This is a genomic window from Pseudidiomarina gelatinasegens (assembly GCF_004025325.1).
GTDB lineage: Bacteria > Pseudomonadota > Gammaproteobacteria > Enterobacterales > Alteromonadaceae > Pseudidiomarina > Pseudidiomarina gelatinasegens.
This window is the reverse complement of the sequence record NZ_RSFE01000003.1, coordinates 176,397-195,121: the sequence shown is the minus strand read 5'-3', so window position 1 is coordinate 195,121 and position 18,725 is coordinate 176,397. Positions and strand designations below refer to the sequence as shown.

Here is an 18,725-nt window from a genome sequence, read left to right as displayed (position 1 = left end):
ATTAACCTGCTGGATACATGTAGTTTGATTGGAAGCCCAACGGAATACCAATCATCCAGTAGATAATCAAAAATGCTGACCAAATAATTAACAAGCTAAAGGTAAATGGCAACATCATTGCGACCAACGAACCAATACCAGTGCCTTTTACATACCGCTGGCAATACAGCACCACCAGAGGGAAGTAAGGCAACAATGGCGTAATAATATTACTGATGGAATCACCGACACGGTAGGCCGCTTGAGTTAAATCAGGTGAATAACCGAGTTGCATAAGCATAGGTACGAAAATTGGTGAGATAAGCGCCCATTTTGCTGAGGCCGAACCAACGAATAGGTTAATAAAGGCAACGAGAATGATCATGCCAACCATGGTTACGCCGCCAGTTAATTGCAACGAGCTCAAGAACTGTGCGCCCTTAATCGACAGCAAGGTGCCGAGGTTTGAATCACCAAAAGCTTTAATAAACAGGGCACAGAAGAAAGCCATAACCATGTAGTACGACATATCTGACATCGACTTGGTCATTGCGCCAATCACGTCTTGTGAATTCTTGAAGCTGCCTGAAATGAAGCCGTGCACAATACCTGGAATAATAAACAACAGGAAAATTAACGGCACAATCATTTGCATCAGAGGTGCTGTAAACGATGCTAGTTCACCGGTGGGGTCAGCCAACGGAGTGTTTTCAGTCGTTGCAGCAAAATACAGCGCAACCAAGCCAACAACCATGGTCAATACGCCCGCATAGAATGCTTTGCGGTCACGTGGTGTCACGTCGTCAAGCACCGGCATATCTTCTTGGTCACCGTCAATGGTGGCATTTTTCTGCAAACGTGGCTCAATGACACGGTCAGTTAAGTACCAACCAACTAACACAACCACAATTGAAGAGGCCGCAGTGAAGAAATAGTTATTAAGCGGATTGAGTTGAATGGCCGGGTCAAGAATTTGTGCGGCGCTTTGCGTAAATCCTTGCAGTAACGGGTCGATTGCTGATGGTACAAAGTTGGCACTAAATCCACCCGATACACCAGCGAATGCAGCCGCGATACCCGCCAAAGGATGTCTGCCAGCGGCAAAGAATATAACGCCACCCAATGGAATAACCAGCACGTAGCCGGCATCGACAGCGGTGTGACTAACAATGGCAACCAAAATAAGTACCGGCGTTAGTAACAATTTAGGGGTGACATTCAACATGAGCTTAATGGCGACATTAATAAAGCCACTGCGCTCAGCCACACCAACACCAAGCATGGCAACTAGTACCACGCCAAGTGGTGCAAACCCCATAAAGGTGCCCACCATGTTGGCCAAGAAGTCGGCCATTTCATCGCCAGCAAGTAGGTTATTGATACCAACATTTTCGCCGGTTAACGGGTGTATAGCATCAAATTGAACGCCAGATAGTAAAAAGCTGAATATCCAGACGATAATTAGAAGACCAAAAAACATCACCGCTGGATCAGGAAGTTTATTACCCACTTTCTCGACTTTGTCGAGTATGCGATTAAGCAAAGTGGACGATTCTTGCGAACCACTCATGAGGAAACCTTTTGTTGTATTGTTATTATGATTAAGACGAAAGTATCATAAGGTAACAATACACAACAACTACAAGATGAAACAGATGATTTGTGGAACAGATGAAGCAGGGCGGGGGCCTATAGCCGGTCCGGTGGTTGCAGCAGCAGTGATTTTAGACCCAGCTCAACCTATTGAGGGCATAACGGATTCGAAAAAACTTTCAGAGAAAAAGCGTGAAGCGTTGAGTCTGGAAATTAAAGAAAAGGCGCTGTATTGGTCGATTGCGCAATGTGATGCGGACGAAATTGACCAGATAAATATTCTGCAGGCCTCATTGTTGGCGATGAAACGTGCGGTAGAAGCTTTGCCTGTTGCACCCAGTAAAGTTTTAGTGGATGGCAACAAGCTACCGAACTTAAGCGTGCCTGCCGAAGCGATTGTGGGCGGTGATGCGTTAGAAGCCTGTATTGGTGCTGCATCGATCTTGGCCAAGGTTGAGCGTGATCGGCAAATGTTTGAATGGCATGCCTTGTATCCCGCTTATGACTTCGCCAAACATAAAGCATACCCAACCAAAGCCCACTTAGAAGCTTTGCAAATTCATGGGCCTTGCAGTATTCACCGCAAAAGTTTCGGGCCAGTTGCGCGGTTATTAGCCGCTACAAGCACACCGAACGAATAAGATCGCGCAGTTGGTTTTGAGCCGGTGCAATTTCATCGATTTGAATAAACTCATCAGGTTGATGGGCTTGAGCAATATTGCCCGGGCCCATAATGATGGTTTGGCAACCTAAGGCCTGCACGAAAGGCGCTTCGGTGCAGTAATTGGCAGGCTCTGGAGGATTACCCGTTAACCCTTGGGCCAACTGTACAATTTCAGACTCAGGGTCACAGCGATAGCCAGGAATGGGCTCATGCATATGTTCTAAACAGATAGCGCCAGGGTATTTCGCTTTCACTTCAGTTAAGCGCTCGTCAATCACGCCATAGAGTTCGTCGATGTTCATTCCTGGCAACGGGCGCATGTCGAGATGCAGTTCGCAGCATGCGCAGATTCTGTTGGCGGCATCACCACCGTGAATTGCGCCGAAGTTAAGTGTTGGGTAGGGCACTTCGAATGAATCATCCTGATAACGCTTACGGAAATCGTTTTGTACACTGCGCAGTTGCGTAATGACATCATGCATAACCTCAATCGCATTAATACCTGCAGCTGGGTTTGAGCTGTGTCCAGACTTGCCGGTAACGCGAATTGACTCGGTTAGATGGCCCTTGTGCATGACCACGGGGGTCATTGATGTGGGCTCGCCAATGATTGCAAAATCAGGTTTAAGGTGACCAAAGGCATCAAGCTCGCGGGCGCCGGCCATGGTTGTTTCTTCATCCGCAGTGGCCAAAATATACAGAGGCTTTTTTAACGTGCGCAGGTCGATACTGCGTAGCGCTTCAATCACAAACGCGAAAAAGCCCTTCATGTCGGCGGTGCCTAGGCCATACAAGCGGCCGTTGTCTTCGCGTAGCTTAAATGGGTCGTGTGTCCAGCGGCCTTCATCCCATGGTACGGTGTCGGTGTGACCCGATAGCAATAAACCGCCCTCGGTTATACCGTCTGGCACATAGTGCGCAAGCAGATTGTATTTACCCGGCTGACGGTCGAGTTCATGCACGTCAATTTGAAACCCGAGACTTTCCAGCCATCCAGCAAGCTTTTCAATAACTGCTTTATTGCTGGTATCCCAGCTGGGGTCTAAGCACGAAACAGAAGGGGTCGCGACTAAATCGCGATACATTTGGATAAAACTAGGTAGCTGTGGCATCACAGGTCTCCAACACAACCGTCAATGAGCCACAGCATACCTGAATTAATTAGAAGTGATAACTACCACGGAAGCGAACACCATCGCCATATTCGCTGTCTTGATACCCAACCCCTACAGAAAGGTTGGAATCGATGTAGTAATTAACGCCAAATTGGTATTGATTGTCTGAGCCGGCATCGGTGTAATCAACCCAGCCGAGGCCACCATAAAATTCAAATTGATCAACGCGTTGACGCAAGTTTGCTTCAACGCCCCAGAAGTTACTATCAACAGGACCAAAATCAACGCGGCCAACACGCACGCCAACGTCTGCGGTTAAGCCGCTGTTTAGCCAAAAATAGCGGCCGAGCTTCGCGCTGAGAGAATCAGCACTGCTACCCGCATCATTGTCAAAATTGCGATAGTAGCCACTTACAAAATATGGGCTCTTAAATTCATACGAGCCCTCAACCACAATGCTATCGCCGCCATCATGATCAGCAACACCGACGCTGGCATAATTGTATGCAGAGTGACGGTGTTGTTGTGTTTGATTTTGCTGACTTTGAGCTGCTGCGGTGCCGGTTAAGACTAAGCTCGACGCAAACAGAGTCGCGCAAAGAACGCTTTGTTGCAATTTCATCGTGATTTACCTCACTTTTTGCTAGAATCTGCATTAGACGGTAGCAACTTAAAATTGTAAGCAAAAGGCGGTTTACGCAAGATTTACCCTTGTTTAGACAAGCTAAACTACTTAGCATATGCGCCTATTTTGTATGAATTCATTCCTTGGGAAACGACATCCATGAAATCCATTCCGCATATTGATATGAGCCTGTATGGCGAAGACTTTAATGCTTTTGCACAACATGTAGGCGAAGGCTATGAAACCAACGGGTTTGTTGCGCTAACAAAACACGGTATTGATCAGCAGCTTATCGATAATGCGTTGGACATTTGTCGTGAATTATTTGCGTTACCCGAATCAGTAAAAAAGCAATATCACATACCTGGCGGCGGTGGAGCGCGTGGCTATACGCCATTTGGTACAGAGATAGCTAAAGACGCCAAGCATGTTGATTTAAAAGAATTTTGGCATGTTGGTCGTGAAATCGAAGGTGAGCCGCCATTTTCTCAACTTACGCCGAATATTTGGCCGCACGAACTGCCTGCGTTCAAAGGTAAAATTCTAAAACTTTACGAAGCACTTGATGCGCTTGGGTTACAGGTGCTTGAGGCGTTAGCCGTTTACTTGAAGCAGCCACGTGACTTTTTTAACGATAAAGTCAACTTGGGTAATTCGATTCTACGCCCGTTGCATTACCCACCAATTATTGACGAAGGTACCCCGTCAGTACGCGCCGGTGCACATGAAGACATCAACGTTTTAACACTGCTGGTTGGCTCACGCGAACCAGGTTTAGAAGTGCTGGCAAAAGACGGCTCCTGGATTCCAGTAACGATCATTGAAGGCGCAATAATCTGTAATGTGGGCGATATGTTGCAGCGCATGACCAATGGTGTGTTGCCTTCAACCACGCACCGCGTTGTCAATCCGCCAGCGCCATATAGCCATAAATCACGTTATTCCATCCCGTTTTTCTTGCACTTCAATCCAGATGTGATGATTACGCCGTTGGAAAGCTGCATAACTGACGCGAACCCGCAAAAATTTGAACCCATTAGTTCCGATGATTACTTGATGGAGCGATTGCGCGAAATTGGTTTAGTGAAGTAACGAATAACTAGGTGAAGGAATGGTGATGAAACGTTTAGCGGTAACCCTTTTAAGCAGTATTATACTGGCGAGTTGCGCGCAACTTTCAGAACCTCAACCGTTTCAGCTAACGGTTGCCCACATTAATGATCACCATTCGCACTTATTACCGATGCAACGCACGGCCATTAACGTAAACGGCGAAACGTTTGCTGTTGAAACTGGTGGATTTGCCCGTGTCGCCACTCAAATTGAAGCGATTCGAACACGCCAGGAAAACGTATTGACGCTGCATGCCGGTGACGCGATTACTGGCACGTTGTTCTACACGTTGTTTGATGGCGCGGCAGACGCGGCACTGATGAATCTTGTGTGTTTCGATGCTCTGGCATTAGGGAATCATGAATTCGATAATGGCGACGCCGGCCTGAAGCGGTTTCTGGATGCGTTAAGCATGAGTGCCTGTGGCACCGTTGTATTAGGCGCGAACGTTGAGCCCGAAGTAGGGGCTTCGCCACTGACTCCCAAAACCCGTTGGGATAGCTTTAAGCCTTACGCAGTCTACAATGTTGGTGGTGAGCGTATTGGTTTGATCGGCTTGGACATTGCCGTTAAAACCAAAAACTCATCGCAGCCCGATAAAACCACGTTGTTTGCAGACGAATATGAAACGGCCAAATACTACATTGACGAATTGCGTGGGCTCGGTATTGAGAAGATTGGCTTACTCACACATATTCAATATCGAAATGACCTTGAACTTGCTGAAAAACTACCTGCAGTAGACTTTATTATTGGCGGTGATTCCCACACGCTGATGGGTGACTACAGTCGGTATGGATTACCGAGTGTCGGCCCGTACCCAATGCAAGTAACCAATGCTGAAGGTAATCTGGTGTGTGTGGCTCACGCATGGCAATACAGTCAAGTTGTCGGCGAGCTAACGGTTTCGTTTGATGGCAATAGCGTTGCTGATTGTGGTGGCCAGTCACACTTTCTGGTTGCTGAGAACGCGCCAGAGCAGGTCGGCTCGTTAGCGCAGTTTGCTGCAGTTGCGGAGCATCCTGCAATTTTGGAGCAACTGGAACACTATCAAGAAGAAATCGATGTGTTGACCCAGCAAGTCGTTGCACAAGTCGAGGAGCGCCTGTGCTTACGGCGCATGGGACCGTTGGCAAATCCTGAGTGTGGTGTAGGTCGGCAGTCTGATGCGCACCGCGCTGTAGCAGAAGCCTTTATGATGAGCGCACCTCAAGCTGATTTTGCATTACAAAACGGCGGCGGCGTGCGTCGTGAAATAATTGCTGGCGAGCTCACGGTAGCCGACGTATACAGTTTACTGCCGTTTGCGAACACCTTGGTTGAAATGCAGATCACCGGCCAGGAAGTGAAACAAGTGCTGGAACAAGCGCTTGCTTATGCTGTTTCTGCGGGGGGCTCCGATGGCGCTTATCCGCATGGCGCAGGCATTCGGTTCGCTGTGAATATGGCAGCTGCTAATGGTGAACGTGTGAGTCAACTTGAGGTAGAAACACCAACCGGTTGGCAACCTCTACAAATGTCACAGACGTATACCATGGTAACCAATAGCTTTTTGGCTGGCGGTAACGACGGATGGGCGTTGTTAGCGGACATTTCTGCTAACGGTCGCAGTACCGATACCTATGTAAACTATGCGCAATCGTTTGTGGATTGGGCCCGCAAAATAAAAACAATACGACGGCCAGATGCGCATAGCACAATCAGCTATACAGCGGCCGAGTAATGACAATATACAAGATTTCGGATACCGCACGATTTGATTTAACCGTGGTTGTGCTGGCGCTGTTAACGGCGTTCGGGCCGCTGTCGATTGATATGTACCTACCAGCTTTCGGGGATATTGCGGAAAGTTTTTCAACGGAGTCAAATCGGGTTGAGCTGTCGTTAACATCATTCTTCCTTGGCTTATTCATCGGTCAATTGCTGTACGGCACAGCTTCAGACCGCTTTGGCCGCAAACCACCGCTCTATTTCGGGCTGGTGCTTTATATTATTACCTCAATTGCCTGCGCTTTTGCGCCGAACCTTGAGAGCCTTATTGTTCTTCGGTTTTTGCAAGCTATCGGCTCGTGTGCGGGGTTGGTTATAGCCCGCGCTATGGTGCGTGATTTGTATACGCCGCAAGCATCGGCGCAGGTATTTAGCTTTTTGATTCTCGTGATGGGGATTGCGCCTATCTTAGCGCCGCTGGCCGGCGCTTACGTAACGGCAGCCTTTGGCTGGCAGGCAATATTCGTGATTGTTGCGGCTTTAGCCGTCGCTTGCCTTGCAATCGTGCATGTGCGTTTACCCGAAACACGGTTACCTAATACGGCAGTTCGCATTCGCTCCAGCCTACCAATTTATTGGAGCGTGTTGAAAGACCCAAGCTTTTTGCGTTATTCCCTAAGTGGCGGTATCGCCCAGTCGGGGTTGTTTGCCTACATTACCGCATCACCACTGGTATTTATTGAACACTTTGGCCTTTCACCAACCCATTACAGCTGGTTGTTTGGCGCTAATGCGGTTGGGATTATCGGTATGGCACAATTTAATGCATGGATCCTGCGGCGCCGCGACTCGCGTAAAATATTGAACAAGTCACTCCCAATTCTGGGCATTATCTCGCTGATGCTGATAACCGCTGGCTGGAATGATTTCGGGCTTGTCGGCGTGCTGGTGCCATTATTCTTATATGTAAGCACCTTGGGTATGGTTTTTCCAAATGCTATGGCAGGCGCGCTTGCTGAGCAGCAAGAACGCGCTGGCTCAGCATCTGCGGTGACAGGTAGTTTACAGTTCCTGATTGCCGGGATTATTTCGGCACTAGTCAGTGTGTTAGGGCACTATCACCCGCTTGCGATGTTATTCGTTATGGGATCATGCGGCCTAACGGCGGTAATTATTTACCGCCTACTTCGACGAGAAGAGCCGATGGCCGCTGATTTTTAATCGCTCTTACGGTGTGTAATAGGTTGGTGTGTTGATACCCACCGGCATATCAAATGCGAACACCCACAAGAAGAACAAGCTCGCCCAACCCAGTAAGAACATAATTGAGTACGGCAGCATCATGGCAATCATGGTGCCTATGCCTGTGTCTTTCTTATAGCGCACCGCCACCGCCAAAATTAGGCCGAAATAACTCATCATTGGGGTAATGATATTGGTTACCGAGTCACCAATACGATACGCCGCTTGAATTACTTCCGGGGCATAACCAATAAGCATCAGCATGGGCACAAAAATTGGTGCGGTAATAGCCCATTGCGCCGAGGCAGAGCCCAGCATGAGGTTTACAAAAGCACACATCAGAATAAATAAGATGAACACCGATGGTCCGGTGAGGCCAACTTCCTGTAAAAAGGTTGCGCCTTTTATCGCTAAAATACTGCCAAAGTTGGTCCAGCCGAAGAACGCAACGAATTGCGCCGCAAAGAACACCAACACAATGTACATGCCCATGGTGCTCATGCTTTCCGACATGGCATCAATAACATCACGGTCGCTACGCATGACTTTGGTGATGCGGCCGTACACATAGCCAGGAACAGCAAAGGTAATAAAAATAAACGCAACAATACCTTTTAGGAATGGCGAGCCAGCAACTTCTCCGGTTTCAGGGTTACGTAAAATTCCCCATTCTGGAACGATGGTGAGAGCCAGTAAAATGCCCAGAATTAAAAAGCTCAATCCGGCGCCGATAAGACCTTTTTTCTCAACTGAACTGAGCGATTCAATTTTTTGTTCGCTGAGGTTGATGCTTGCTTCTTTGGGATCGTATTTACCAAGCTTTGGCTCAACGATTTTTTCAGTTACGAAGGTACCCATAATGGCAATCAGGAATGTTGAAATGAACATGAAATACCAGTTCGCTTCAGGCCCCACATAATATTCAGGGTCAATGATATTGGCAGCTTTGGTGGTGATACCAGCCAATAACGGGTCAACGGTTCCGATAAGTAAGTTGGCACTGTAGCCCGCGGATACGCCTGAGAATGCAGCGGCAAGGCCGGCCAGCGGGTGACGCCCTAAGGAATGGAAAATCATTGCCGAAAGTGGCACCAATACCACGTAGCCAAGTTCAGCAGCAGTGTTGGACACGACACCTGCGAACACAACCGCAACGGTTACTGCGCGTGGGTGTGCGTTCATAACCAAACCACGCATAGCGGCGGAAAGCATACCAGAACGCTCAGCAATACCCACACCTAACAAGGCAACCAACACGGTACCTAACGGCGTGAACCCGGTGAAGTTGGTGACTAAGCCAGTTACGATGCGCTGTAGACCTTCGGCATTTAATAAACTGACGACTTCAATCAATTCGCCACCTGGGCGAGGGTCTTGCGCGCTTAAGCCGAAGTATCCGGCTACACCGCTCAAAAATATAATACCCAACGCGAATAGAGCGAATAAGGTAATGGGGTGAGGCAGTAGGTTACCGAGCCATTCGACGGTATCGAGAAAACGCGTAAATGCGCCGCGCTTTTCAGCTGATGATGAGGCTTGCGTCATGCAATTCCAGCTCCTGTTTTTAGTATCGTTTTAGTCGGACAAGGGCAGGATTGTACACATAAAAAAGGCCAATCGCGAGGATTGGCCTTTGATTCAGGATAACTGGCTGTTATGCCGCGCTATCTTGCTTCTTGACGCTTGCTAGCGCCACCTCACGTGCATGCTTACCTGCAATCAGATCTTCGTGGGCGAAATCGTCCACGTTAATCACGCGCAAGCGGCCTTGTTCTGCGCGGCGAAGCAATTCAACTTCTTCGTCACTCAGTACACCAAGTTCTTTGCCTTTCGCGGCAACTTGGTCAAGGAACATGAACGGCATACGACGGTCATCAGCAGCTTTGCGGACGCGGTCGAACAGTGGCTCTGCTTCAATGATGTCACGCAGGGTTTGCTCTAAATAACCGAATTGACCTTCAGGCGCTAAGAATTGACCTTGGCCTAAACGTTCACGGCTAGCGTTCGGTTTAAGCAAGATTTTAGCAACTTTACTGTCTAAGCGATCAGAAGGGCGCTTCACAATGCGACCAAATGGATACATTACGACCTTCATGGTGGTGCCCACTGCGCCAAAGTTATCCAGCAATGCAAGCTGACTTTCTTGTAGCTTGTACAAGGTGTCTTGCAAGGCCCAATGCAGCAATGGCAGGTCGTCTTTCTGACGGCCTTCATCTTCAAAGCGTTTCAACGTAGCCGAAGCAATGAACAAGTAGCTCAACATGTCACCGAGGCGCGCAGAAATACGCTGCTTACGTTTCAGTGAGCCACCAAGTACGCCCATGGCAACGTCTGACAATAATGCCAAGTTGGCGCTAAAGCGGTTCATTTTTTTGTAGTATTGCGCTGTGCTGTCGCTATATGGCGAGCTGGTGAAGCGCCAAAAGCCTAAACCAAGCACCAGTGAGCGTACAAAGTTGCTCATACCGAAGCCAATATGGCCCCAAATGGCTTTATCAAAACGCTTTAAGCCTTCAGCATTGGTTTCTGCTGAAGCCAGCATTTCTTCAAGAACATAAGGGTGACAACGAATTGCGCCTTGACCATAAATCATCAGGTTACGCGTTAAAATATTCGCGCCTTCTACGGTGATTGCAACGGGAACACCTTGGTAACCACGGCCTAAATAGTTATTTGGACCTAAACAGATACCTTTACCGCCATGAATATCCATCGCGTCGTCCATACATTCGCGAAGTTTTTCAGTCATGTGGTATTTCGCAATAGCAGAAATTACCGATGGCTTTTCACCAAGGTCGATGCCTTTGGTGGAGAAGCTAGTTACCGCGTCCATTAAGTAAGCATTACCGCCTAAGCGTGCTAACGCTTCTTGCACACCTTCCATTTTACCAATAGGTAAGCGGAATTGACGGCGAATGTAAGAATAAGCACCTGTTGCTAACGCGATTGATTTAACACCGCCCGCACTGTTTGACGGCAAGGTGATAGCACGGCCAACCGATAAACATTCAACCAGCATACGCCAGCCTTTACCGGCCATTTTTGGACCACCAATAATGTAGTCAAGCGGTACAAATACATCTTTGCCGCGCACTGGGCCATTTTGGAATGGTACGTTTAGCGGGAAATGACGACGACCGGTTTCAACACCTTTGGTGTCGTGCGGAATCAGTGCCGCGGTAATACCTAATTCTTCTTTGTCGCCGAGTAACTTGTCTGGGTCAGACAATTTAAAGGCCAAACCAAGTACAGTCGCTACAGGCGCAAGCGTAATATAGCGCTTGTCAAAGTTTAAACGGATACCGACAATTTCCTTGCCTTCCCATTCACCTTTGCAAATCACACCGGTATCTGGAATTGAGCCTGCATCTGAACCAGCTTCTGGGCTAGTTAGCGCGAAACATGGAATTTCCAAACCGTTGGCCAGGCGCGGCAGGTAATGGTCTTTTTGTTCTTTGGTGCCGTAATGTTGCAGCAACTCACCTGGGCCTAATGAATTTGGCACACCAATGGTTGATGCCAAAATTGTGCTGACCCCAGCAACTTTCTGCAGCACACGTGATTGCGCATAAGCTGAGAATTCTAAGCCACCGTATTCTTTCTTAATGATCATGGCGAAGAACTTGTGATCTTTCAGGTACTGCCATACGTGCTCTGGCATGTCTGCAAGTTCATGGGTTGCTTCCCAATCATTCATCATTTTGCAGAGTTCTTCACACGGCCCTTCTAAGAATGCTTTTTCTTCAGCGCTTAGTTCTGCTTTTTGAATGCTGTGAAGTTTCTTCCACGCAGGTGCGCCACGGAATAATTCGCCTTCCCACCAGGTGGTACCGGCGTCAATTGCGTCTTTCTCAGTTTCTGAAATTTCTGGCATAACTTTACGGTATGCACCCAAAATTCCTTTTGTTAATACGCCGCGACGAAAAGCAGTAATATTTAGTGGCAGCAACACCACAGCCAACAATACCCAAAGTACAGGGCCGACAATGTCGAACCAGCTACCAATGGCGAATAGACCAACTAGGCCGATGCTCGTAATGAGCAGCGAGCTGCGATAATACAAAAAACCACCCAAAACGAGTAGGGTAGCGATAACCCATAAGGCAATGCTCATGTTACTTAACTCCGTTGTTCTAATAACAGGTCTGACCAGTAATAAGTACGTTGAGGGTAGTCGGTTTGATCACATTTTTCAAGGGAAAAAGCGGTGAGCGAGCGACTATTGTTTGTCAAAATGTTTAAACTTTACTTCATGTTGTATGTCTTAACGGAATAGAATCCATTCTGGATTATGAACAATGATAGGAATATCTATGAAAGTTATTCAGTTTATTGGTTTTGTGTGCGTATTGGCTGCAGGAACGAGTGCCGTGCAGGCAACTGAATTGAGCACTTATGAAACACGCTACGAAGTTCAACGTGGCGGCAGCAATTATGGTGAAGCGCTGCGTCGAGTGTCTTTAAACGACGGTACCTACAGTTTGTACACAGAAACTGAAATTTCGTTATTGTTTTTATCTGATCGTCGCCGGTTTTGGTCTGAATTCACAGTGGATAACGGCCAGGTTAAGTCAAACACATTTGACTATAAACGCTCTGGAACCGGGCGGAATAAAGGCTTTAGTGGCACTTTTGATCATGCCAATAAGGTGATCATAAACAATGAATCCAAGCAAACCTTGCCGCTTGACGCCAGTAAATACGCAATGGATGAAGCTGCCAGCATCGAACAGTTGCGTCTTGATTTGCAGCACTCGAAAAATGACTCATTTGTTTACTATGTGCTCGATGAAAAAGGGCAGGCTGAAGAACTAACTTTTCGTCGGGCTGGAACAGAACAGCTGCAATTGCCTTATGGTGCTGTTGAAGCGATTAAGGTTGAACGGGTGCGTGAAAACTCCAACCGCGAAACCGATTATTGGTTTGCGCCCGATTTAGACTATGTATTAGTGAAAATGGCTCAGCGTGAAGACGGTGACGAGGTTGCCACACTGCAGCTAAGCCATATTAATTAATCAGCCGCGTAACCGGACGGGCCCAACGGTTGATCATCCAATTCAGCGCCGTTTGCGGTTAAACGCAAGCGGCCTTTGCAGAACCAACTTACCACCAATGGATAAATAGCATGCTCTTGCGTGTGCACACGCGCCTGCAAGTCCGCTGCCGTGTCACCGTCAAATACCGGAATGGTGGCTTGCAGAATCACGGGGCCACCGTCAAGCTCTTCAGTCACAAAGTGGACACTGACACCGTGTTCAGTGTCGCCTGCATCTAAAGCGCGTTGGTGGGTGTTTATCCCTTTGTATTTAGGCAATAGCGAAGGATGAATGTTGAGCATTCGGCCATGGTAATGGCGGGTGAAATCAGGTGTAAGAATGCGCATAAAGCCTGCCAACACAATTAAATCTGGCGTGTAGCCGTCAATCAGCTGTTGCAGTTCTTGGTCATAGGCTTCACGCGACTCGAAGTCTTTGTGCGAGAGCACAGCGGTTGGTACGCCGGCAGCTTGGGCTTTATCAAGCCCAGCCACGCCGGCTTTGTTACTGATAACAGCAACCACTTCACCAGCAATTTTACCAGCTTGGCAGGCGTCAATAATTGCCTGCATGTTGGTGCCAGAACCGCTGATTAAAACGACAATACGCTTCATGAATGAATTTCAACCTGCGCTTCATCGCCGCTACGTGCTGCCACTTGGCCAATAACCCATGCGTCTTCACCGTGCTCACGCAATAGGGCAACCGCACGCTCAGCTTGTTCATTCGGCATGGCAATGATTAAGCCAACACCGCAATTGAAGGTGCGGTACATTTCTTTGGTGGTGACGTTACCGTTGTGTTGTAACCAGTTAAACACCAACGGCCACTCCCAGCTGCTGTCATCGACAATGGCTTTGGCTGATTCAGGCAGTACGCGTGGAATATTTTCCCAGAAGCCGCCACCGGTAATGTGGGAAATGGCATGCACTTCGCACGCTTCCAGCAACGCCAATACTGACTTCACGTAAATTTTGGTCGGTGCTAACAGGTGTTCAGCAAGTGGCTTACCATCAAGCATTTCTTCGCTTGGGTTAACGCCGCTTACTTCCAGAATTTTGCGAACTAACGAATAACCGTTTGAATGCGGGCCAGAAGAGCCAAGGGCAACCAAGGCATCACCCGGAGCAACTTTGGTGCCGTCAATGATTTGCTCTTTTTCAACAACACCGACACAAAAACCAGCAATGTCGTAATCGCCATGCTCATACATGCCTGGCATTTCAGCGGTTTCACCGCCAATCAAGGCACAGCCAGCTTGCACGCAGCCTTCGCCAATGCCAGTTACTACATCTGCAGCAACATCAATGTCGAGTTTGCCCGTGGCGTAGTAGTCAAGGAAAAACAGTGGTTCTGCACCTTGCACAATGAGGTCATTCACGCACATGGCAACTAAGTCGATGCCCACGGTATCGTGTTTTTTCAAGTCGATGGCCAAACGTAATTTGGTGCCCACGCCGTCAGTGCCAGAAACTAAAACCGGTTGTTTGTACTTAGTTGGCAATTCACACAATGCACCGAATCCACCAATGCTACCCATTACTTCGGGGCGCTTGGTGCGTTTGGTAACACCTTTGATACGTTCAACCAGGGCATTACCTGCGTCGATATCGACACCAGCGTCTTTGTAACTTAAAGATGATTTATCATTGCTCACGGGTGGGTCCTCAGCTCGGGCAAAAAATTTGCGCGCAAGTTTAACACTTTCGGTCGCTTTGCGCGATAGCGTATTGATCGCAGATAGTTGTTTTTTCATTCACATTTAAGATTATAATAAACGTTCATTTCTTTGCGCGTGAAAGCCACGCTATGGCAGTGCAATGCAACTTAGCTTGAACCAGATTGAACTCGTTGCCGCGAATCGTGATGATTTGGACGAGCTCGAACAGTTAGAAATTCGTAGCTTCGTAACCGACCGAATAAGCCGTCGTAGCTTCAAACGCTTTATTGATCAAAACATTGGCGATTTCAGAGTTGCCAAATTTGAAGGGCGCGTGGTTGGCTATTTTATTGTGCTTTATCGCCAAGCGACCGAGCTGGCGCGCCTCTATTCACTTGCCGTTGACCCGGAATTTCGTCGTTGCGGAATCGGTCGCTTGTTGCTTGATACAGCAGAAGCTGCAGCCGATGAAAAGCACTGCCTGTTTATGCGCCTGGAAGTAAAAATTGATAACTTTGCAGCGTTAAAAATGTATCACCATGCGGGTTATTACGACATGGAAATTCGGCCTGAATACTATGAGGACGACAGTGACGCACTGGTGCTGCAAAAGTTGTTGCCGCGCTTTGAATTTAATGAGCTTGATAACGAGAATCAGCGCTTGGTGCCGTACCGCACCCAAACTACAGAATTTACCTGTGGCCCAGCCAGTTTATTAATGGCCATGGCTTATTTTGATATTCCTTGCAATGACCCGCATCATGAAGAGCTTGAGATTTGGCGTGAAGCCACCACCATTTTTATGACCTCAGGGCATGGTGGTTGCGGCCCGCACGGTTTAGCGCGTGCCGCATTCAAACGTGGTTTAACGGTTCAGTTGCATGTGAGTGAAAAAGGCCCGTTGCTATTAGACTCGGTGCGCAGCGCTGATAAAAAGCAAATCATGGCGCGCATTCAGGAGTCCGACATAGCTGCGTTAGAAGCAGCCAAGGTGCCAATAATTGTTGGTGACTACCCGTTAGCCAAGCTACTGCGTGATCTTGGTGAAGGTAAATTGGTGGTCGCTTTGATAAGTACCTATGTTTTTGACGAAAGCAAAGCGCCGCATTGGGTGCTTATTTGCGCCGCCGACGAGCACTATGTGTACATTAATGACCCCGATCAGGACAGTTTACCGTGGCAATCAGCCGCCGAACGGCAATATTTACCAATTCCGTTAGCGACCTTCCGCCGTGCGTTTGGCTTCGGCAAGCGTAAACAAAAGGCTGCCGTTGTGTTAAGCCGTCCGAAACAGTAATTGATTGATTTGCTTTACTTTCTCTTAACTTTGTATGTATTCGTAAGTTACTGAAGCTTTGCTAGATTGTGACAACTGGTGTGTTTTTAACCACCAGTTCTTGCAGCCAAACGTTGTATCCCGCCGCTGCTGTGTATCACTGGCTTGCAACAAGCCAATGAATAAAAACTAAAAGAGATAATACAGCATGAATAAACTAAGTATCCTTACTCTGTCCGCGTTGGCAGTATCGATTTCTGCAGCCGTAGCGCAGCCTCCTGACCACTCGAAAGCCCAACCATTACAAGCAGTTCAACAAGCCGATTCAGTGCAATCACAGCGCTACATCATAAAATTTAAAGAAAATAGCAAAGCTGTGAATAAAGCCAATAGTCGCGGTCGCTCTGAGCTCGCTTTGGCTCATGCACGCAGCATGGTTGAGAAGGCTGGTGGTAAAGTTAAAGTGAGCATGCGTCATAACTTGGCAATTGCCGCCGAAATGAGCGAGAAAGACAAGAAGCGATTCGAAAAAAATCCGAACGTTGAATACATTGAAGTGGATCAGAAACGCCGGTTTATGGCGCAAACCGTACCCTATGGTATTGGCATGGTTCAAGCCGATCAAGTTGACGACAGTGTCGCATCAGCGGCCTCTGGTGGTAAGAAAATCTGTGTGATTGACTCGGGGTTAGACCTGCCGCACGAAGACATGGGTACACGTTTTGATACCATCAATGGTACCAACGACAGCGGTACTGGTAATTGGTACGACCAAGGTGGCCCGCACGGCACCCATGTGGCGGGTACCATTGCAGCATTAAACAATGGATTGGGTGTTCGCGGTGTGATTGGTAGCAATCCCAACATGCACATTGTGAAAGTGTTTAATTCAAGCGGGTGGGGCTACTCGTCGTCATTGGTCGCGGCCATTGAAACCTGTGCTGATAACGGCTCCGATGTGGTGAATATGAGCTTAGGCGGCGGTGGCTCAAGTCAAACAGAAGCCAACGCTATGGATAACTTGTTTAACCAAGGCGTGCTATTGATAGCTGCCGCCGGTAACGACGGTTCTGCGTACAGCTCTACCGACGCATTGTCTTACCCAGCTTCTTACAACGCGGTTATGTCAGTCGCGGCACTTGATAGCAGTAAGTCGTTGGCATCGTTTTCACAGAAAAACAGCCAAGTTGAAATTGCTGCACCGGGTGTTGATGTTTTATCGACATACCCGGAAGGCACCGGAAGTCAGGGCAACTATGGCACCATGAGCGGTACCTCAATGGCATCGCCTCATGTAGCGGGTGTGGCTGCATTAGTATGGTCCCACCATCCAAGTTGTAGTGCGCTGCAAATTCGTGATGCATTAAACGCCACCGCAGAAGATTTAGGTTCTGCCGGGCGTGACGTGCGCTTTGGCTACGGTTTGGTGCAAACCAAAGATGCTGTTGATTATATTACCGCAAACGGCTGTGCCGGTGGCGGTGGTCAAGAGCCACCAGCAGATAATGAGTTAAGTAACGGTGCAACGGTATCTAACCTGGCGGCATCAACCGGTGATGCGCTTTACTACACCTTAGATGTGCCTGCGGGCGCAACCGACTTAAGCTTCACTATGAACGGCGGCTCGGGCGATGCTGATTTGTATGTGCGCTTTGGCTCGCAGCCAACCACGTCAACCTATGACTGCCGACCTTATCTTGGTGGTAATACCGAAACTTGTACCATTTCGAACGTACAAGCAGGTACCTACCATGTGATGGTACGCGCTTATTCAAGCTTCTCAGGCGTGAACCTGACTGGGTCGTTCACCGAGCCAACTAGCGGTGGTGGTGAAGGCGGTTCTGCTTCAGCAACCGACCTGTCTGGTGCAACCGGTTCATGGACGCATTACTATGTTGATTTGCCAGCAGGCATGACAACTTTGAATGTAACCATGTCAGGCGGTACTGGTGATGCTGACTTGTATGTTCGTCAGGGCTCACAGCCAACTGAGTCAAGCTATGATTGCCGTCCGTATCGTTCAGGCAACAATGAAACCTGCGCGATTGATAATCCTGGCAGTGGCCGTTGGTATGTCAGTTTACAAGGTTATCAAGCCTACTCAGGCGTAGACCTACTGGTTGAATGGCAATAAGTTGCTAATTGATAGGTAGTTTAAAGCCCGTGGCGTTAAAACCACGGGCTTATAAATTGCTTTTCAGCACTTGAAATAGCTGACAACAGCACCATATAGGTGTAGACTGAAACAGTACTTGGGGCTGATTTGGATTCGACGGGATACACGAAACCCAAGGTGCATGCCGAGGTGAGGCTGGCCTCGTAAAAAGCCTCAACCTAATAGTTGCAAACGACGACAACTACGCTCTAGCGGCTTAATAACCCGCTGTGCCCGACCCCTAGCGCTTTGTTTGTGAGACTAGGATCAGTCGGTTCACCCTAAAGCAAACTCGCGTGGAGGCTTCGCCCGTAGCCAAAGCGTTAAAACCAATCGGGATCGTCACCTTAAGTAGCCTGTCTGTCGGCGACTTGGTGATTAATTAAAAGACTGACTAAGCATGTAGGACCGAGGATGTAGGTATTACGGACGCGGGTTCAACTCCCGCCAGCTCCACCAATACCAATAAAAAGCCGCTCATTTGAGCGGCGTTTTTATGCCCGTGACGTCGACTGTCTGTCATTTTAATGCAAATTTCATCGATCTCATGGCTAGAA

Annotated in this window: 14 protein-coding genes and 1 other RNA gene; 8 read left to right on the top strand and 7 right to left on the bottom strand. The window is 48.2% G+C overall.

What is annotated here, in order from left to right; genetic code table 11:
* Position 1: 1 nt before the first annotated feature.
* Positions 2 to 1,549, bottom strand: a complete 1,548-nt coding sequence (locus EGC76_RS05160) for an AbgT family transporter (RefSeq protein ID WP_128351942.1) — start codon at positions 1,547 to 1,549, stop codon at positions 2 to 4.
* 76 nt (positions 1,550 to 1,625) lie between these two features.
* On the opposite strand from EGC76_RS05160, the gene rnhB reads away from it, so the two are divergent.
* A complete protein-coding gene (gene rnhB, locus EGC76_RS05155; RefSeq protein WP_220445660.1) occupies positions 1,626 to 2,213 on the top strand; it encodes a ribonuclease HII in 588 nt (195 codons plus the stop codon).
* On the opposite strand, the gene argE is transcribed toward rnhB, so the two are convergent.
* Together argE and EGC76_RS05145 are read right to left on the bottom strand one after the other, a co-directional pair.
* The gene (gene argE, locus EGC76_RS05150) at positions 2,191 to 3,348 is read right to left on the bottom strand and encodes an acetylornithine deacetylase (RefSeq protein WP_128351940.1); all 1,158 of its coding nucleotides are present in this window, start codon (positions 3,346 to 3,348) and stop codon (positions 2,191 to 2,193) included. The genes rnhB and argE overlap by 23 nt on opposite strands.
* 49 nt (positions 3,349 to 3,397) lie before the next feature.
* Positions 3,398 to 3,973 carry a hypothetical protein gene (locus EGC76_RS05145; protein ID WP_128351939.1) on the bottom strand — a complete coding sequence of 192 codons (576 nt, stop codon included), beginning with the start codon at positions 3,971 to 3,973 and terminating at the stop codon, positions 3,398 to 3,400.
* A gap of 162 nt (positions 3,974 to 4,135) precedes the next feature.
* On the opposite strand from EGC76_RS05145, the gene EGC76_RS05140 reads away from it, so the two are divergent.
* Genes EGC76_RS05140 through EGC76_RS05130 form a run of 3 tightly spaced genes read left to right on the top strand, consistent with a single transcriptional unit; the run spans position 4,136 to position 8,020 of the window.
* Complete coding sequence (locus EGC76_RS05140; protein ID WP_128351938.1) at positions 4,136 to 5,068, top strand: isopenicillin N synthase family dioxygenase; 933 nt, start codon at positions 4,136 to 4,138, stop codon at positions 5,066 to 5,068.
* Between the two features lie 25 nt (positions 5,069 to 5,093).
* Positions 5,094 to 6,812, top strand: coding sequence for a bifunctional metallophosphatase/5'-nucleotidase (locus tag EGC76_RS05135; protein WP_246013905.1), 1,719 nt, complete (start codon positions 5,094 to 5,096; stop codon positions 6,810 to 6,812).
* On the top strand, positions 6,812 to 8,020 hold the full coding sequence (locus tag EGC76_RS05130) for a multidrug effflux MFS transporter (RefSeq protein ID WP_128351936.1): 1,209 nt from the start codon (positions 6,812 to 6,814) through the stop codon (positions 8,018 to 8,020). Before EGC76_RS05135 ends, EGC76_RS05130 begins: the two co-directional genes overlap by 1 nt.
* A 6-nt stretch (positions 8,021 to 8,026) precedes the next feature.
* Here EGC76_RS05130 and EGC76_RS05125 read toward each other — a convergent pair whose 3' ends face one another.
* Positions 8,027 to 9,586, bottom strand: coding sequence for an AbgT family transporter (locus tag EGC76_RS05125; protein ID WP_128351935.1), 1,560 nt, complete (start codon positions 9,584 to 9,586; stop codon positions 8,027 to 8,029).
* Positions 9,587 to 9,695: 109 nt separating this feature from the next.
* Positions 9,696 to 12,155, bottom strand: a complete 2,460-nt coding sequence (gene fadE, locus EGC76_RS05120; RefSeq protein ID WP_128351934.1) for an acyl-CoA dehydrogenase FadE — start codon at positions 12,153 to 12,155, stop codon at positions 9,696 to 9,698.
* A 199-nt stretch (positions 12,156 to 12,354) separates the two neighbouring features.
* Here fadE and EGC76_RS05115 point away from each other — a divergent pair, with 199 nt between their 5' ends.
* A complete protein-coding gene (locus EGC76_RS05115) occupies positions 12,355 to 13,056 on the top strand; it encodes a DUF3108 domain-containing protein (protein WP_164876797.1) in 702 nt (233 codons plus the stop codon).
* On the opposite strand, the gene purN is transcribed toward EGC76_RS05115, so the two are convergent.
* Together purN and purM are read right to left on the bottom strand one after the other, a co-directional pair.
* Positions 13,053 to 13,691 (bottom strand): phosphoribosylglycinamide formyltransferase, encoded by a 639-nt coding sequence (purN, locus tag EGC76_RS05110; protein ID WP_128351932.1) that lies wholly within the window; start codon positions 13,689 to 13,691, stop codon positions 13,053 to 13,055. The two genes, EGC76_RS05115 and purN, sit on opposite strands and share 4 nt — an antisense overlap.
* On the bottom strand, positions 13,688 to 14,734 hold the full coding sequence (gene purM / locus EGC76_RS05105; protein WP_128351931.1) for a phosphoribosylformylglycinamidine cyclo-ligase: 1,047 nt from the start codon (positions 14,732 to 14,734) through the stop codon (positions 13,688 to 13,690). The genes purN and purM overlap by 4 nt, the downstream gene beginning before the upstream one ends.
* A 163-nt stretch (positions 14,735 to 14,897) precedes the next feature.
* Here purM and EGC76_RS05100 point away from each other — a divergent pair, with 163 nt between their 5' ends.
* The 3 genes from EGC76_RS05100 (at position 14,898) to ssrA (ending at position 18,627) form a co-directional block, all read left to right on the top strand.
* Positions 14,898 to 16,034, top strand: a complete 1,137-nt coding sequence (locus tag EGC76_RS05100) for a GNAT family N-acetyltransferase/peptidase C39 family protein (protein WP_128351930.1) — start codon at positions 14,898 to 14,900, stop codon at positions 16,032 to 16,034.
* Between the two features lie 187 nt (positions 16,035 to 16,221).
* Positions 16,222 to 18,147: a S8 family serine peptidase gene (locus EGC76_RS05095; protein WP_128351929.1), complete on the top strand. Its 1,926-nt coding sequence runs from the start codon at positions 16,222 to 16,224 to the stop codon at positions 18,145 to 18,147.
* Between the two features lie 120 nt (positions 18,148 to 18,267).
* Positions 18,268 to 18,627, top strand: a transfer-messenger RNA (tmRNA) gene (gene ssrA / locus EGC76_RS05090).
* Positions 18,628 to 18,725: the final 98 nt, after the last annotated feature.

Bases quoted from the DNA above. Each gene is read 5' to 3' on its own strand.
- EGC76_RS05145 (WP_128351939.1), bottom strand. From the start codon at position 3,973: ATGAAATTGCAACAAAGCGTTCTTTGCGCGACTCTGTTTGCGTCGAGC.
- purN (WP_128351932.1), bottom strand. From the start codon at position 13,691: ATGAAGCGTATTGTCGTTTTAATCAGCGGTTCTGGCACCAACATGCAG.
- argE (WP_128351940.1), bottom strand. From the start codon at position 3,348: ATGCCACAGCTACCTAGTTTTATCCAAATGTATCGCGATTTAGTCGCG.
- EGC76_RS05095 (WP_128351929.1), top strand. From the start codon at position 16,222: ATGAATAAACTAAGTATCCTTACTCTGTCCGCGTTGGCAGTATCGATT.
- EGC76_RS05130 (WP_128351936.1), top strand. From the start codon at position 6,812: ATGACAATATACAAGATTTCGGATACCGCACGATTTGATTTAACCGTG.
- rnhB (WP_220445660.1), top strand. From the start codon at position 1,626: ATGAAACAGATGATTTGTGGAACAGATGAAGCAGGGCGGGGGCCTATA.
- EGC76_RS05125 (WP_128351935.1), bottom strand. From the start codon at position 9,586: ATGACGCAAGCCTCATCATCAGCTGAAAAGCGCGGCGCATTTACGCGT.
- EGC76_RS05115 (WP_164876797.1), top strand. From the start codon at position 12,355: ATGAAAGTTATTCAGTTTATTGGTTTTGTGTGCGTATTGGCTGCAGGA.
- EGC76_RS05160 (WP_128351942.1), bottom strand. From the start codon at position 1,549: ATGAGTGGTTCGCAAGAATCGTCCACTTTGCTTAATCGCATACTCGAC.
- fadE (WP_128351934.1), bottom strand. From the start codon at position 12,155: ATGAGCATTGCCTTATGGGTTATCGCTACCCTACTCGTTTTGGGTGGT.
- EGC76_RS05100 (WP_128351930.1), top strand. From the start codon at position 14,898: ATGCAACTTAGCTTGAACCAGATTGAACTCGTTGCCGCGAATCGTGAT.
- EGC76_RS05140 (WP_128351938.1), top strand. From the start codon at position 4,136: ATGAAATCCATTCCGCATATTGATATGAGCCTGTATGGCGAAGACTTT.
- EGC76_RS05135 (WP_246013905.1), top strand. From the start codon at position 5,094: ATGAAACGTTTAGCGGTAACCCTTTTAAGCAGTATTATACTGGCGAGT.